This is a genomic window from Tundrisphaera macrotermitis (assembly GCF_051175315.1).
In the GTDB taxonomy this organism is placed as follows: domain Bacteria; phylum Planctomycetota; class Planctomycetia; order Isosphaerales; family Isosphaeraceae; genus Tundrisphaera.
Genome location: NZ_CP195100.1, coordinates 6,805,283 through 6,820,673, shown reverse-complemented (window position 1 = coordinate 6,820,673; position 15,391 = coordinate 6,805,283). Strand labels below are relative to the sequence as shown.

Here is a 15,391-nt window from a genome sequence, read left to right as displayed (position 1 = left end):
CCGTTCACCCGGGCAGGGTCGCGTTGTCGATCAATCGGGCGGGCCCGACCCTGGCGGCGAGCAGGGCCACCGCGGGGGGATGGCCGGGGCCGACCTCGCGGGCCGGCTCCAGCGTCTCGGCGTCGGCGACCTCGGCGTAATCCAGACGCGCCCGGGGCTCCGATCCTACCGTCTCGCGGAGGATCTGTCGAACCCGCTCGGCATCCCGTTCCCCGCCCCGGACCGCCTCGGCCGCCCGGCCCAGCGCCCGGGACAGGACCGTGGCGGCCTGCCGGTCGTCGGCGTCCAGGTAGCGGTTGCGGCTGCTCATCGCCAGGCCGTCGGGCTCGCGGTGGGTGGCCACCGGCACGATCTCCACCGGCACGTCGAGGTCGCGGACCATCCGCCGGATCACTAGTAATTGCTGGTAATCCTTGAGGCCGAAGTACGCCCGGTCCGGCACCACGATCCCGAACAGCTTCAGGACGACCGTCGCCACCCCCCGGAAGTGACCCGGCCGGCTCGCCCCCTCCAGCCGATCCGAGACCCCCGGCACCTCGACGAACGTGGCGAGCGCCCCGTCGGGGTACATCTCCTCGACGCCCGGCGCGAAGATCAGGTTGGCCCCGGCCTTCCCGCACAGGGCGCGGTCCTCGTCCAAGGTCCGGGGATAGCGGCGGAAGTCCTCGTTCGGCCCGAACTGGGTCGGGTTGACGAAGATCGACGCGACCACGAAGTCGCTCCCCTCGCGGCAGGTCTCGATCAGCCGCCCATGCCCGGCGTGCAGCGCCCCCATGGTCGGGACGAACCCGATCGACCGCCCCCCGCGCCGGGCCTCCGCGACCCGCGCGCGGACCTCGGCGATCGTCCCGCACACCTCCGGCAACGAATCCGCCATCACCAATCGCTCTCTTCCCGGGCAGGTGACCCCCGAGGCCGCGACTCGTCGGCTGGGGAAAGGACCATGGTACCATCTCCAGCCCTTGAGGATGAAGGCGGGCCGCCCAGGGTCGCCACCGCGGTCGATCAGTTCAAGGCGCGGTCCGCGACCGAGACAAACTGCGCCGGCCGATCAGGGTGTCGAGGCTGTCGCCAGACGTCCCGAAACGCGATCGAGCCGGGGCTTGACGACTGATAATTTCGCTAGTGATCAAGTGTAGTGGCAATCAATGGTTGTCTGGCAGTGCATCGTCTGGGTTCACGGATGAATCCAAGCGGCCAAGTTCCGCAGTCAACGGTGACTGTTCGTGCTCTCCAGCCGAATCCATTGTTGACGTCGCCGGCCTGCTTTCTTGCGAACTCTTTGATGATCGATCTTCTAATTCTATTATATCTAAAAACTGTTTTAGAACCAATTCGGTGGAATGATCGAAGCAGCTGATTCTCTTGCACAAAGTCAGAATCGGATATGCCAGAAGAAGGGCAATAATCCACCAGAAAACGATTCCTGTGAGCAAAAAGTATCGATCCGGATCATCCCAGATAATCCGGATAAGCCATTGGTCGCTGCATCTCAAGGGCGATGGTCTAAATAGCGACCATATGTCCAAAGCTAGCAAAAGTGTCAGGGCTATTATTGGCAGGTAGTATAATGCGGACATTACTGGGCGTAGAGGCTTTATGCTCGTTTCGCCCGGCACTTCATTGATGCTGGTGAAAGGTGAATCGGAGTGCTTAACGTTGGTAAATATGGCGTAAGAATTCACTCCGTAGAAAATTCTCCACTTTAGATCGGTTGGGATTTGTGTGCCTTTGTAGTCGTGAAGTAAAAAACCAATTATGTAATGTTCGCGTCTCATTGATAGGTAGAACCAAATCAATGAGACAGCCAGTGCGGCTGCCCCAATGGTTGGCATGTCATCCACGCCAACTCGAATGCCGAGTAATGAAACGTTAACCATGCGGCTGCTCGTCCATTCTCTGAGCATCTGCCTCTGTAGTTCTTGGGTGCCAAGCCTGTTGTTCGGCCGTTCGGGTGCATCTGTTTGGATGAGGTCCCGCATTGCGAATGCTATATCCCTGTAAAATGACAGGTAGGCGTTCCAGCCGCTTGTGATCATTGCGAACGAAATGACTGTCGTCGTGAAAAAAGCAAGCCTTGATCTCTCCTGCGCGGCACGAGATGCTTCAAGCCTTAAGTCTAATGTTTTGTCATCCATGGGTAATTCTCTTGTAGGCCTTGAAAAATATCTGGCCAGAGTTTCGCCCTATCCTCTGGTTGGATTACATCAGAATGACCCGAATCGGATCGGTCAATAAAAATCCTATTTTTTATGTAAAATGTGCAGAAGTCCCTCTGTGTTCTAGTGGTTGGTCAATGGGAAGAATTGTGTTCTCGTTGCGATCGGATGGTATGGGTCCGTCCTCGACCGTTTGGTGAGCTGGGTACCCTGGGCGGCCGATGGGCTGAGTGCCTTGGAGAGAACATCGGATCGTTACATTGGGCGAAGAAGTAGAACTGGCTGTTGGTTCGATCCGGTTAATCAATTTTGTGATTTCTGTTCATTGTGATCATTTGTGTGGTAGGGTGCTAGTGGGTCCGACCCATTCCTCTAGACCATTCGGACCCGTCAGCATCGGATCGGCCTCGGGCCAAATCGGGTAGCCGGCGGGCGATCACCAGGTTCGAGGGCGCGACGGTGGACGGCCCGGGACGGCAGCGGAAGATCATCCACGTCGACATGGACGCGTTCTACGCGTCGGTCGAGCAGCGCGACGATCCCGGGTTGCGCGGCAAGCCGGTCGCGGTCGGTGGTTCGCGCGAGCGGGGCGTCGTCGCGGCGGCCAGCTATGAGGCGCGACGGTTCGGCGTCCGGTCGGCGATGCCGTCGGTCACGGCCAAGCGGCGGTGCCCGGATCTGATCTTCGTGAAGCCCCGGTTCGAGGTCTATCGGGCCGTGTCGCTCCAGATCCGGGCGATCTTCGCCGAATATACCCCGCTGATCGAGCCGCTCTCGCTCGACGAGGCGTATCTGGACGTAACCGAGAACCGGAAGGCCATCGATTCGGCGACCGCGATCGCCGAGGAGATCCGCGCCAGGATCCGCAAAGAGACGGGGCTGACCGCGTCGGCGGGCGTCTCGTATAACAAGTTCCTGGCGAAGATGGCGTCCGATGAGCGTAAGCCGGATGGCCTATTCGTCATCACCCCGAAGCAGGGCCCGGGGTTCGTGGAGCGCCTGCCGATAGGCAAGTTCCACGGGATCGGCCCCGCGACCCAGGCCAGGATGGAGGCGCTCGGCATCCGCGACGGCGCCGACCTGAGGGATCGGGCGTTGTCGTTCCTCCAGGAGCATTTCGGCAAGTCGGGTTCCTACTACTTCGGTCTGGCCCGGGGCATCGACGAGCGTCGGGTCTCCGCCGACCGCGTCCGCAAGTCGATCGGCGCCGAGACGACGTTCCACGCCGACCTGTTCACGGCCGAGCAGGCCCACGCCGCCCTCGGGCCGCTGATCGACAAGGTGTGGTCGTACTGCGAGGGCTCGACGATCCGGGGGCGGACGGCGACGCTCAAGGCCAAGTACTCGGATTTCCAGCAGATCACCCGCAGCCGGACCGGCGACGCCCCGGTGGCGTCCCGGGCCCAGCTCGAAGCGATCGTGGAGGAACTGCTGGAGCCGCTGTTCCCGGCCCCCCTGGGCGTCAGGCTCCTGGGCGTCACGCTCTCGTCGCTGGAGGTCGACGGGGCCCCCCGCGCCGGCCGGCAGCTCCGCCTGCCGTTCTGACGGCGGTTGATCAGGGCTTCGCCCGGTGCGGGCAGTCGGGATTGTTGAGGCAGTCGTCGGCGATCCGGAGGTCGTCGAGGATCTCCCCGGCGACGATGGTGCGGTCGACGATCCGGGGGACGTCCTCGGGGGTGACGCGGCCGTACCAGATGGCCTGGGGATAGATGACGACGACCGGGCCGTGTTCGCACTGGTCGAGGCAGCCGGCCGAGTTGGCGCGTGTGGTGCGGGCGACCCCGGCGCGCTTCAATTCCTTCTTGAAGGCGTCGCGGAGCGGGCCGGCCCCCATCAGGGAGCAGCTGCCCCGGGGGTGGCCGTCGGCGCGGGCGTTCTCGCAGATGAAGACGTGGTGGCGGAAGGCGGGCATGGGGCGTCGTTCGGGTCGGGGGCGGGGGATCGGGGCCGGCGAGGGCGGACGGTTGGCCTTCGCGTCGCGGTCCTGGTATGGTGGGGCCGTCGCGACGATCGGTCAAGCCGGACGAGGGGCGAGCCGGCCCGGGGCCGCGGCGGAGGCGGCCGTCTTGCGCAGGGGGCGACGTCCCGTGAACCATCCGACGGTGGAGGCCCAGGACTGGTTCCTGAGCCGCTTGCTGGCCTCGACGGCGCAGCCGTTCTCGGCGGTCGACCTGGGCTTCCACTTCGTCCTGGCCAACCCGGCCTTCGAAGCGCTGACCGGGTACGCGGCGGCCGAGCTGGCGACGATGACCATCTCCGAAATCACGCCGGAGCGGTGGCGGAGGTCGGGCGAGATGGCGCTGGAGCAGCTCCGCGCCACCGGCCAGGCGGTCCGGTACGAGAAGGAATACATCCGCCGCGACGGCGCGATCGTCCCGGTGGAGGTGGTCGTCGACCTGGATCGCGACGAGAACGGCGAGCCCCGGGGCTACTTCGCCTTCGTCACCGACATCAGCGAGCGGAAGAAGACGGAGCTGGCCCTGATCGCCTCGGAGGAGCAGTTCCGCCGGCTCTACGACGAGGCCCCGTTCGGCTATCACGAGATCGATCCGGAAGGGACGATCGTGATCATGAACCGGACCGAGTGCGAGATCCTCGGCTATTCCCAGGAGGAGATGATCGGCCGGTCGATCTTCGACTTCGTGGCCGAGGAGTCGCGCGACGCCGCCCGGCAGGCGGTCACCGAGAAGATCCGGGGGGAGCGGCCCCTGGTCCCGCTGGAGCGGACCTACATGACCCGCGACGGCCGCCGCCTGGTGGTCGCCATCGAGGAAAGGTTCCGGCTCGACGCCCAGGGGCGGGTCGTCGGCATCCGCAGCACCCTGCAGGACATCACCGCCCGCAAGCAGACCGAGGCCGCCCTGGTCGCCTCGGAGAAACGGGCCCGCGCCCTGTTCGAGGGGATCGAGGACGTCGTCTTCGTCCACGACCTGGAGGGGAACGTCCTGGACGTCAACCCCGCCGGGTGCCGCCGGATGGGCTATTCCCGGCGCGACTTCCTCAAGCTCAACACCCGCGACCTCGACGACGGCGAGTTCGCCGAGGGGTTCCAGGATCGCCTCCGCCGCCAGGTCGAGCGCCGCCACCTGGCGTTCGAGGGGCGGCACCGCACCGGCGACGGCCGCGTCATCCCGGTGGACGTCAGCACGTCCTTGATCCAGTTCGAGGACCAGGTGGCCATCCTGGCCGTGTGCCGCGACATCACCGAGCGCAAGGCCCTGGAGGAGACCCGGAAGCGGCTGGCCGAGGCCCAGGAGCAGAACGCCCGGGCCATCGAGGCCAAGAACCGCGATCTCCAGCGGTCCGAGGCCCGGTATCGCAAGCTGACCGAGGGGACCCACGACGCCGTGGTCGTGGCCGACCGCGACGGCCTGATCACCCTGTTCAACCCCGCCGCCGAGCGGACCTTCGGCTACGAGGCCGCCGAGATCCTGGGCCATCCGCTGTCCGAGCTGATGCCCGAGGCCCTGGCCGTCCCGCCCGGCGTGGCGTTCGCCGACTACCTGGAGCGGCGCGAGCCCAGGATCATCGGCCGGACGGTCGAATTGAAGGGGGTCCGCAAGGACAGCGAGTCCTTCCCCCTGGAACTGTCGCTGTCCGCCGTGGACCTCGACGGCGAGCCCCAGTTCATCGGGTCGATCCGCGACCAGGCCGAGCGGCAGAGGATGCGGGCCATGCTGGTCCAGTCGGACAAGCTGGCCTCGATCGGCCTGCTGTCGGCCGGCGTGGCCCACGAGATCAACAACCCCCTGGCCTACGTCGCCAACAACCTCGCCGTCCTGGAGCGCGACTTCCAGGGCGTCCTGGCGATCATGGACGCCTACGGCGAGGCGGGCCGGAAGCTCGCCGCGGCCGACCCCGACGCCCTCCGGGAGGTCGACGAGCTGAGCGACGACCTGGACTGGCCCTACGTCCGGTCCAACCTGCCCCGGATGCTGACCCGGACCCGCGAGGGGGTCCAGCGGGTGGCCAACATCGTCCAGAACCTCCGGGGCCTGGCCCGGACCTCCCCGCCCAAGATGGAGCCCTGCTTCGTCCACGAGCTGGTCGCCTCGGCGCTGGAGATGGTCCAGGGGCGGATCCGCCGGGGCGGCATCGAGGTCGTCCACCGCAACGAATCGTCCCGCAAGGTGTCGTGCGTCTCCACCCAGATCAGCCAGGTGGCGCTCAACTTGCTGGTCAATGCCGTGCAGGCGATCGAGGGGTCGGGCAAGCCCGACCCGGGACGGATCGAGATCACGACCCGGGACGAGGGGCCGTTCTACCTCCTGGAGGTGGCCGACAACGGCTGCGGGATCGATCCCGAGTGCATCCCCCGGCTGTTCGACCCGTTCTTCACCACCAAGCCGGTGGGGGAGGGGACCGGCCTGGGGCTGTCGATCAGCCACGGGATCGTGACCGGCCACGGCGGGCGGATCGACGTCGACGGCTCGCCGGGCGTCGGCACCCGGTTCCGCGTCTACCTGCCGTGCCCCCCCGGATGATGACCGCCCGGCCCCGTCCCCCAAAACCCTATCCGCACCGAGGAGGCCCGATGCGCCCCCCCGCGAAGTACACGCTGCTGATCGTCGACGACGAGCCCGACGTCTGCGACTCGGTCCACGACCTGCTCCGGCGCGAGTTTCGCGTGCTCAAGGCGCACAGCGGGGCGGAGGGCTACCGGCTGATGCAGGAGGAGGAAGTCCACATCATCATGACCGACCAGCGGATGCCGCAGGTCTCCGGCGTCGAGCTGCTGACCAAGGTGAAGGCCCGCAACCCGCAGGCGGTCCGGATGCTGTTCACCGGCTACGCCGACCTGGAATCGATCGTCGCGGCCATCAACCAGGGGCACGTCTACCAGTTCCTCAAGAAGCCGTGGCAGCCGGAGGAGCTGATCGACGCCGTGCGCCAGGCGGCCATCGAGTACGAACGCCTGATCGCCGACGCCGAGATCAGCGACCGCCTCCGGGGCGAGATCGACGGCCTCCAGCGGCGGGTCGAGGTCCTGGAGGCGGAGGTCAAGCGCCTGGGCGGGACGCCCCCGGTGTCGCCGTGAGCGGCCGGCGGGGGCGATGCGGTGCGGGGGGGGTGGGGGGAAGTTGATGCAAGGTCGGCGAAATACGCTGTTGATCGTGGACGACGAGCCCGACGTCCTGGAAAGCCTCCGGCACCTGTTCCATCGCGCCTATCGCGTCCTGACCGCCGAGGGGGGGGCCGCCGGCCTGGAGATCCTCGCCCGCGAGGAGGTCCACGTCATCCTCTCGGACCAGAGGATGCCCGGCATGACCGGCGACGTCTTCCTCGCCCGGGCGCGGCACCTCCGCCCCGACGTCGTGCGGATGCTGTTCACCGGCTATGCCGACCTCCAGGCGGTCATCAACGCCGTCAACGAGGGGCGGATCTTCCGCTACATCCTCAAGCCCTGGGACCCCGCCGAGCTGGAGTCCCTGGTCCGCCAGGCCGCCGACCAGTACGAACTCCTGGCCGAGCGGAACCGGCTTCTGGCGGAACTCCAGGAGGCCAACGCCCGCCTCCTCCGCGCCAACGAGGAGTTGGCCGAGGCCAACGAGCTGAAGGGGGCGTTCATCGAGGTCGCCAGCCACGAGTTCAACACCCCGATCACGCTGGTCCTGGGCCTCAGCGAGCTGCTCCGCCTGCTCAACCCCAGGCGCGACCCCCGCGAGCGCGAGCTGGTCGAGAAGATCGCCGGGGGCGCCCGCCACCTCGCCCGCCTGGTCACCAACACCCTGACCATGATGCGCGCCGAGGACTTCCGCCAGACCCTCCACCGCGAGCCGACCGACCTGGCCGAGCTGCTCCGCGAGGCGGCCGGGCGGGTCGGGCCGTTCGTCCGGCTCCGCGAGCAGCGGTTCCGGATCGAGCTGGACGACGACCTCGGGTCGTTCGACATCGACGCCGCGAAGATCGTGGACGCCGTGACCAACCTGCTGACCAACGCCATCAAGTTCACCCCCGACGGCGGCGAGCTGACGCTCCGGGCCCGGGCGGTCGGGGCCGACGCGGCCGAGATCGTGGTCGAGGATCGGGGCATCGGGCTGGAGCCCCGGGCGCTGCGCCAGCTCTTCCAGCCCTTCTTCACCGAGTTCGACCCGAGCCGCCACTCCTCGGGCGATTTCGGTTTCCAGAAGCGCGGGCTCGGCCTGGGGTTGAGCATCGTCCGCCTGTTCGTCGAGCTGCACGGGGGCCGGGTCGAGGCGGAGAGCGAGCCCGACGTCGGGACCCGGATCACCGTCCGGCTCCCCCGCCATCGGTTCCCATCCGGCGGAGATGGCGTAGAATGTCCCTTGCCGGATGCGTCGGCGGGCCCGGAGGAGGGGGGGCCGTCATGATGGGCCATGCCCCGCCCGTCCCGGCCCACGTCGCCGACATTTTGAGGATGACCCGATGCCTTCAGCCTTGATCGTCGAGGACGAGCCCGAGGCCAACGAACTCCTCGCCATGCTGGTCCAGCTCCGGGGCTATCGGACCGACTCGGCGTTCACCGGCGGGGAGGCGCTGGAGATCGCCCGGCGGCGCCGCCCCGACGTCGTGTTCCTGGACCTCATGCTCCCGGATATCAACGGCTACGAGGTCTGCCGGGCCCTCCGGGCCGAGCGGACCACCGGCGCCATCCCGGTGGTCATGGTCACGGCCCGCCTGGCCGACCAGAACCGGGTCCAGGGCTTCCGCGTCGGCGCCGCCGAATACGTCCCCAAGCCCTACACACCCGACCAGATCTTCGAGGCCCTGGCCCGGGCCGGCGACTGGCGGCGCGGGCTCGTCGAGGGGGCCGCCGAGGGGACGATCGCCCTGGACGCCTCCGCCGAGGTCGACCTCCTGCTCGGCCTGTCCCGGCTCCGGGGCCTGGTCCTGGCCCGGACGTCGCTGCCCGAGGGGATCGCCCTGGAACTGGACCGGCTGCTCATCGACGTCGCGGCCCGCGCCGTCGACTGGGGCCGCCAGCACGGGGCCGCCCGGGTGGCGTCGCTCGACTATCGGTGCGATGATCGGGGCGTGGAGGTCACGATCCGCGACGAATCGGGCTGGTTCGCCGACGATCCTCCCGGCGATGCCGACGGCCTCGGCGGGCTCCTGGCACGCGGCGGGGCGATCCGGGTTTCGCCCGACGCCGAGCGCGCCCGGGTCGTCCTCTCGGCCGCCGACGACCGGCCCTGATCCGAGCCCACCCCCCACACCGCTTGCGCGACGACCGACACGAGGTGGACCGTGCCCGCGACCGAGGGACCCCCGACCACGGCCGACCGCTCCTTGCTCCTCTGCCTGCGGGCCTGGGGAGACGGGGCGGGGGATGCCCGGCTCCGGTCGCGGATCGCCCCCGCCTGGGCGGATCGCCTGCCGGCCGGGGACGAGGCCGGGACGCCCGAGATGGCCCGGCTGATGCTCTTGCGCGACCACGCGGCCTCGGCCCGGCCCGACCCGACGCGGGTCCATCCCTCCTGGTACGCGCGGGCCCTGACCCCCGAGTCCCGGGCCGTGCGGGGAACCGTGGTGGCCCACGCCCCGGCGGCGATCCGCGAGGCCCTGGGCCGCGACGAGACCGACCCGGTCGCCGAGTTCCCGGCCGACCCGGACGCCCTGGGCTGGGCCCTGGCCCTGTGGTCCGAGCGGCTGGTGGGGGACGCCCCGCCCCGGCCCGACGACCCGATGGTCGTGGTGGCTCTGACGCAGCTCGGCCCCCGGGCCCGGGCCCGGCTGGCCAAGGTGGCCGGCCAGGCCAAGCATGCGTTCGCGATGCGCGGCCACGGGCCCGACGCCACCGACGAGGCGGCGGCGCGGATGACGCCGATCGACCGGGTCCGGCTCGCCTACTTCCGCCGCCTGATCGGCGTGGCCGACCCCCGGCTCGTCCCCCTCGCCCGCACCGATCTGGCCGGGGCCTGCGGCGATCCCCGGCGGGCCCACGCCCGGCTCGGACTGGTCACCCTCGGCCGCCTGCTGGCCGGCGTGGAGCCCCACCGGGCCCGGTGGGCGTTGCAGCACCTCCCCTATTCCCTGGCGAGGCTGGCCCGGCCCGGCCCGGCGCCGGGGTTCTCCCCCCGGGCGCTGATCGCCTGGGAACGCTGGGTCCTGGAGGCCGCCTGGGCCCGGCTGATCTCCGAGGGGCGGCTGCCCGCCCCGCCCCCTCCCCCGGACGCCGCCGGAGGCTCGGCATGAGCACCGACCTGATCGAGCCGATCCGACGCGCCGAGGAGGCCGGATCGACCGGCTCCCCCGACCCCGGCCCGCTCGGGCCGCTGCCGACGCTGACCCGGCGCCAGGTCGCGCTGGGGCGGAGGCTCGGGCCGGACGGGCCGTCCCCGGGCCCGGGCGGGCTGGTCGGCGGGGTGTCGGAGATCCTGGGCGAGGCCCTCCTCCTGGACCGCTTCGAGTTCCTCCCCCGGGGCGCGGGGCTCGGGCGGCCCGCCGTGATCGCCCAGATGAGCTGGCCCCGCCTGGCCACCCGGGTGGCCATCGGCATCGAGCCGACCCTGGCCCACGCGATCGTCGACCGCCTGCTCGGCTTCCGCCGGGGGCCGGCCGAGACCCGGTTGCAGGTGACCCCGGTCGAGTGGGGCATCCTCACGTTCCTGATCGCACGGGGCCTGGACCACCTCGACGCCCGGCCCGGCCCGCTCGGGCCGTGGGACCTGGTGCTCGACCGCGTCGGCCCCGACCCCTTCGACGTGTCGGGGCTGGGACCGATCGTCACCTGGCGGTGGCGGGCCCGCGTCGGCGACCGGGTCGGCTCGATCCGGGCCTGGCTGCCCGAGACCCTCCTGGCGCTCTGGCTGGCCGACGACCCCCCGGCCGGGCACGCCGCCCCGATCCCTTTGGCCCGCTATGCCGACCTGGCCAGCGAGTGGCACGCCGAGGCCGGGTCGGCGACCCTGCCGCGCGGCCTGCACCGGCTCCGCCCCGGCCTCATCCTGCCGATCGACGGGGCCGCGCTCCGGGGGACGCCGGCCAGCCCCGACGGGCCGATCCGCCTGGCCCAGCGCGACGCGTCGGGCCGGTCGATCCTGCCCGTGCGGGCGGCACCGGACACCTCGGCCGCCCGCCTCATCGTCGCCGATCTCCCCCGCCACGAACCGCTGCCCCGAGAGGTCCCGATCATGACCGCCCCCGGCGACCCGAGCCCGGCCGAATCCGCCCCCGCCGACGCCGCCCGCCCCGACATCCCGGTGACGCTCGCCGTGGAACTTGGCCGGGTCAACATCCCGCTCCGCCGGCTCGCCGATCTCAAGCCCGGCGACGTCCTGGAACTCGGTCGCCATGCCCGCGAGCCCGTGGAACTCACCTCCAACGGCCGCCTGGTCGCGCGAGGCGAACTCGTCCAGATCGACGCCGAGCTGGGCGTCCGCGTCCTGTCCGTCTTCCTGTAGCCCGCTCAGGCCGGCTTGACGACGATCGGGTAGACGACCTGGATGAGGCACTGCATCAGCAAGGTTTGCCCGGCGATCAGGGCGACGGTGGCCGCCAGGGTCCTGGGCCCGCCGCCCAGGCGTCCGAACCCGGCGCCCGCCGCGACCAGAAGGGCGGGCATGAAGGGGAGCCAGAGCCGCCCGACCTCGCTGAGGCTCCGGCCGCCCAGGGTGAGGAAGGCCAGCACGCCCAGCGTGATCCAGGCCACCCGGGGGGCCGAGGCGGTCCGCGGCGAGCGGAGGCCGATGGCGACCCACAGCGAGGCCGGGAGCCCGAGGCCGATGGCCAGCTCGATCGGGTTTTCCAGCACCCACGCCCAGTAGGTGCGGGGATGCTCGACGTAGAACCGGGCGTGGTTGGCCTGGTTGTGATACCAGATCGCGAACGGGTTGCCCGAGGTCGCCGCCCACCATCCCAGGGTGACGGCGAGGAAGCCGACGCCGACCGCCGAAATCAAGCCAATCCGGCGCGGCCAGGGCAGGGCGGGCGTCGTCGCGAGCAGCACCCCGACGACGAGGCCGACCGGCAGGAAGGCCAGGGTGAAAAACATCCCCACGCCCAGGATCACCCCCGCCGCCAGGCAGGGCAGCAGGCCCCGCAGGCGGCCGGCGTCGCGGGCCCCCCACGCCGCCAGGGCCAGGGCCGAGGCGGAGAGCAGCGGGAAGGCCGCGTCGGCGGTGGGCTGGAACATCAGGGCGGACGGGACGACCGGCCAGATCGCGGCCGAGGCCCACGCCCCCATCGGCCCCAAGCCCGAGGCCCGCGCCAGGCCGTAGAGCGGCACGACCGTCAGGGAGCAGGCCAGCAGGGTGAGCGCCCCGATCGCGGCGACGGTCGCGGCCTCGGCCAGCGACAGGCGCCGGTCGTCCCGATAGGCCCGGATCATGCGGACCGTGGACGGCGGGGCGAGGTCCACCACGCCCCGGGCCAGGCCGGCGGATCCCTGCATCCGCCGCAGCACGGCATGGGTCGCGACGAACAGGCCGGGCGGGTGGGTGCCGATGTGCAGGGCATCCTGCCGGGCGATCCATGCCGGGTAGTCGGCCAGGAACCGCGCCGGGTCGTCCATGGCGGCCCCGGCGACCGAGAGATAGCCGCTCGACCCCGAGTTGTGGAGCGCGACGACCCACTTCTCCAGCCCGTACCCTTCCGGGGCCCCGTCCTGGACGGCCGCCTGCGTGGCCGCCGCCGCCGCGGCCAGCCCCGCCAGCCAGGCCCACTCGCGGATCGGCCCGACGCGCCCGGCCAGGGACCGGGAGCCCAGGGCGACGAAGATGGCATAGGCGGCGATGGCCGCCAGGGCGACCGCGACGCGGATCGGGTCCGGGCCGGACTGGAGGCGGAGCCATTCCCACTCGCCGGGGACGCCCAGCGGGATCCGCCCGGACGCGAGCGCGGCCACGCCCCCCGCCACCAGCAAGGTCGCCGCCCCCACCACGATCGCCGGTCCTCGTCGCATGGGGGTGGATTCTAGCCGTCCCGGGACGGCCGGTCGAGGCGGGCGGCCGGGCCGATGGCCCGAATCCGCCCCGGCGTCCCCGGGCCGATCAGGGCCGGGCGGGGGGAGTCGGCGGGAAGAGGCCGGGGTTGATGATCCTCAGCTCCGCGAGCATCTGCTCCGCTTCGAGGCGGAAGTATTTCAGCTTGAGTACGTCCGCGCGGGCCCCTCGCGCCGCGTCCTGGCGGCGGGCCGCGATCTCCTCCAGGGACTTGATCCGCCCCAGGTGGGCCCGGATCGCGGCGAGCCTGCTGGCCGGTCCGGAGTCGGGGTTGAGCCCGATCTCGTCGTCCATCCAGCGGCGCGACCAGGAGGGGAGGTCGTCCAGGGGGCCGTCCTGGGGCGGCGCCATCGCCGACTCGAAGATCTCCCTGGCCACCCCGATCCGGGCCTCGATCAGGGACCGGATCGACGGGTCGACCCCCGGCCCCCGGTCGGCCCGGCCGCCCGTGCCCTGCTGGGCGACCAGCCCGGACCCCAGCGCGATGGCCCCGAGGAAGGTCGACGCCGCCACGATCGTCCTGAATTTCGCCATCAATCGACGCCCCCCCGCGAGGAATGGCCCGCATCCTGCCCATGTCCGGAAGATACCGGGTCGCCACGCCCTGCGATAGGATCCATCGAAATCGACCTTGGCGACGCGGCCTGGGCCGGCGATTTTCCCGGACGGGATTGCGGCATCGACGCGCAGGAGGTGTTATCTTCGAGCGACTCCGGACCCACCCCTACCGAATTCCATCCCGGATCATCGCCGCTCCCGAGGATTCCCGCATGCATTTCGACGCCGATTTCCAGGCCCCCGGGGCGAAGGACGAGGTGGCCTCGGGCCCCTGGCACAAGGAACTGAACGGCTACCATTGGTTCGTGCTGATCGTCGCGGCCCTGGGCTGGATGTTCGACACGATGGACCAGCAGCTGTTCAACCTGGCGCGGAAGCCGGCGATCACCGAGCTGCTGAAGGCCTCGACCGGCGAGGCGCCCTCCGCCGGCGACGTGGCCAAGTACGGCGGCTACGCCACGATGATCTTCATGATCGGCTGGGCGATCGGCGGCCTGTTCTTCGGCGTCCTGGGCGACCGGATCGGCCGGGCCAAGACGATGCTCCTGACGATCCTGGCGTACTCGGCGTTCACCGGGCTGAGCGCCCTGTCGGTGGGGGTGTGGGACTTCGCGTTCTACCGGTTCCTGACCGGGCTGGGCGTCGGGGGCGAGTTCGCCGTGGGCGTGGCCCTGGTCGCCGAGGTCATCCCGGCCCGGGCCCGGCCGTTCGCCCTGGGCTGGGTCCAGGCGATGTCGGCGGTGGGCAACATGACCGCCGCCGTGATCGCCATGATCCTGGGCAAGATGGAAGAGACCGGGGCGGTGGGCAACGCCTGGCGGATCATGTTCCTGATCGGCATGGCCCCGGCCCTGCTGGCCGTCCTGATCCGCCGCCGGCTCAAGGAGCCCGAGAAGTGGCAGGCCGCCATCAAGGCCGACGAGGCGGCTGAGAGCGCCGGGGCCGAGCCCAAGGCCGGCTCGATCCGCGAGCTGTTCGGCGACCCCCGCTGGCGTAAGAATGCGATCATCGGGATGATCCTCGGGTTCTCGGGCGTGGTCGGCCTGTGGGGCATCGGCTTCTTCAGCTTCGACCTGATCCGCGCCGTGTTCCAGAAGGACCTGACCGAGCGGGGCGTCGACCCGGCCCTGATCCCCGGCCAGTTGACCTGGCTGGTCGGGCTGACCTCGCTGCTCCAGAACGCCGGCTCGTTCCTGGGGATCTACGCCTTCACCCGGTTCACCGCGGTGTTCGGCCGGCGGATGGCGTTCGCGGTGTCGTTCCTGCTGGCGATGCTCGCCACGGCGGGGACGTTCTGGTACATCAACCGGGTGTCCGACCTGTTCTGGATGATCCCGATCATGGGGTTCTGCCAGCTGACCGTGTTCGGCGGCTTCGCGATCTACTTCCCCGAGCTGTTCCCGACCCGGCTCCGCAGCACCGGGACGTCGTTCTGCTACAACGTCGGCCGCCTGGTCGCGGCCGTCGGCCCGCTGTTCCTGGGCCTGCTGGCCAGCGACGTCTACGGCCACCACGGCGAGATCATGGCCCGCCGCTATGCCGGTGTGACCATGTGCGTGGTCTTCCTGATCGGCCTGGCCGTCCTGCCGTTCGCCCCCGAGACCAAGGGCAAGCCGCTGCCGGAGTGAGCCACGGCCCGGCGCCGCGACGAGGGGCCCGGCCGCGATGGGGCGGCCGGGTTCGCCGATCGGGAGATCGGCGCCCGCGCCGGATAAAACCGGATGCGTCGGGCGGGCGGTTCGGTTAGAATCGCCGGTTGGCCCCGCGGGC

General features: G+C 70.1%; 13 protein-coding genes. 8 read left to right on the top strand and 5 right to left on the bottom strand.

The genetic code is table 11. The annotated features are described in order from the left end of the window. Positions 1 to 4 precede the first annotated feature (4 nt). Positions 5 to 877 (bottom strand): pantoate--beta-alanine ligase, encoded by an 873-nt coding sequence (gene panC / locus TA3x_RS27615; protein ID WP_435017901.1) that lies wholly within the window; start codon positions 875 to 877, stop codon positions 5 to 7. A 268-nt stretch (positions 878 to 1,145) separates the two neighbouring features. Next, entirely contained in the window at positions 1,146 to 2,138 is a 993-nt protein-coding gene (locus TA3x_RS27610) for a hypothetical protein (protein ID WP_435017900.1), read from the bottom strand. A 456-nt stretch (positions 2,139 to 2,594) separates the two neighbouring features. Here TA3x_RS27610 and dinB point away from each other — a divergent pair, with 456 nt between their 5' ends. Next, positions 2,595 to 3,704 (top strand): DNA polymerase IV, encoded by a 1,110-nt coding sequence (gene dinB, locus TA3x_RS27605; RefSeq protein WP_435022446.1) that lies wholly within the window; start codon positions 2,595 to 2,597, stop codon positions 3,702 to 3,704. A 10-nt stretch (positions 3,705 to 3,714) separates the two neighbouring features. Here the strand turns inward: dinB and TA3x_RS27600 are convergent, their stop codons facing one another. Then, entirely contained in the window at positions 3,715 to 4,071 is a 357-nt protein-coding gene (locus TA3x_RS27600; protein WP_435017899.1) for a (2Fe-2S) ferredoxin domain-containing protein, read from the bottom strand. 175 nt (positions 4,072 to 4,246) lie between these two features. Between TA3x_RS27600 and TA3x_RS27595 the strand changes: the two genes are divergently transcribed. The 6 genes from TA3x_RS27595 to TA3x_RS27570 are packed head-to-tail and all read left to right on the top strand — an operon-like array spanning position 4,247 to position 11,524. Then, positions 4,247 to 6,643 carry a PAS domain S-box protein gene (locus tag TA3x_RS27595; protein ID WP_435017898.1) on the top strand — a complete coding sequence of 799 codons (2,397 nt, stop codon included), beginning with the start codon at positions 4,247 to 4,249 and terminating at the stop codon, positions 6,641 to 6,643. A 50-nt stretch (positions 6,644 to 6,693) separates the two neighbouring features. Next, on the top strand, positions 6,694 to 7,197 hold the full coding sequence (locus tag TA3x_RS27590; protein WP_435017897.1) for a response regulator: 504 nt from the start codon (positions 6,694 to 6,696) through the stop codon (positions 7,195 to 7,197). Positions 7,198 to 7,243: 46 nt separating this feature from the next. Beyond that, entirely contained in the window at positions 7,244 to 8,491 is a 1,248-nt protein-coding gene (locus TA3x_RS27585) for an ATP-binding protein (RefSeq protein WP_435017896.1), read from the top strand. A gap of 55 nt (positions 8,492 to 8,546) precedes the next feature. Then, positions 8,547 to 9,317, top strand: coding sequence for a response regulator (locus TA3x_RS27580; protein ID WP_435017895.1), 771 nt, complete (start codon positions 8,547 to 8,549; stop codon positions 9,315 to 9,317). A 51-nt stretch (positions 9,318 to 9,368) separates the two neighbouring features. Continuing rightward, positions 9,369 to 10,316, top strand: a complete 948-nt coding sequence (locus tag TA3x_RS27575) for a hypothetical protein (RefSeq protein WP_435017894.1) — start codon at positions 9,369 to 9,371, stop codon at positions 10,314 to 10,316. Continuing rightward, the gene (locus TA3x_RS27570) at positions 10,313 to 11,524 is read left to right on the top strand and encodes a FliM/FliN family flagellar motor switch protein (protein ID WP_435017893.1); all 1,212 of its coding nucleotides are present in this window, start codon (positions 10,313 to 10,315) and stop codon (positions 11,522 to 11,524) included. Before TA3x_RS27575 ends, TA3x_RS27570 begins: the two co-directional genes overlap by 4 nt. A 5-nt stretch (positions 11,525 to 11,529) precedes the next feature. On the opposite strand, the gene TA3x_RS27565 is transcribed toward TA3x_RS27570, so the two are convergent. Continuing rightward, a complete protein-coding gene (locus tag TA3x_RS27565) occupies positions 11,530 to 13,023 on the bottom strand; it encodes a hypothetical protein (protein ID WP_435017892.1) in 1,494 nt (497 codons plus the stop codon). 88 nt (positions 13,024 to 13,111) lie between these two features. Beyond that, on the bottom strand, positions 13,112 to 13,597 hold the full coding sequence (locus TA3x_RS27560) for a hypothetical protein (protein ID WP_435017891.1): 486 nt from the start codon (positions 13,595 to 13,597) through the stop codon (positions 13,112 to 13,114). 236 nt (positions 13,598 to 13,833) lie between these two features. Between TA3x_RS27560 and TA3x_RS27555 the strand changes: the two genes are divergently transcribed. Next, entirely contained in the window at positions 13,834 to 15,249 is a 1,416-nt protein-coding gene (locus tag TA3x_RS27555) for an MFS transporter (RefSeq protein WP_435017890.1), read from the top strand. Positions 15,250 to 15,391 lie beyond the last annotated feature (142 nt).

Coding starts and splice junctions, on each gene's coding strand:
- TA3x_RS27565 (WP_435017892.1), bottom strand. CDS start 13,023: ATGCGACGAGGACCGGCGATCGTGGTGGGGGCGGCGACCTTGCTGGTG.
- TA3x_RS27580 (WP_435017895.1), top strand. CDS start 8,547: ATGCCTTCAGCCTTGATCGTCGAGGACGAGCCCGAGGCCAACGAACTC.
- TA3x_RS27585 (WP_435017896.1), top strand. CDS start 7,244: ATGCAAGGTCGGCGAAATACGCTGTTGATCGTGGACGACGAGCCCGAC.
- TA3x_RS27610 (WP_435017900.1), bottom strand. CDS start 2,138: ATGGATGACAAAACATTAGACTTAAGGCTTGAAGCATCTCGTGCCGCG.
- TA3x_RS27600 (WP_435017899.1), bottom strand. CDS start 4,071: ATGCCCGCCTTCCGCCACCACGTCTTCATCTGCGAGAACGCCCGCGCC.
- TA3x_RS27570 (WP_435017893.1), top strand. CDS start 10,313: ATGAGCACCGACCTGATCGAGCCGATCCGACGCGCCGAGGAGGCCGGA.
- TA3x_RS27560 (WP_435017891.1), bottom strand. CDS start 13,597: ATGGCGAAATTCAGGACGATCGTGGCGGCGTCGACCTTCCTCGGGGCC.
- panC (WP_435017901.1), bottom strand. CDS start 877: ATGGCGGATTCGTTGCCGGAGGTGTGCGGGACGATCGCCGAGGTCCGC.
- TA3x_RS27590 (WP_435017897.1), top strand. CDS start 6,694: ATGCGCCCCCCCGCGAAGTACACGCTGCTGATCGTCGACGACGAGCCC.
- TA3x_RS27555 (WP_435017890.1), top strand. CDS start 13,834: ATGCATTTCGACGCCGATTTCCAGGCCCCCGGGGCGAAGGACGAGGTG.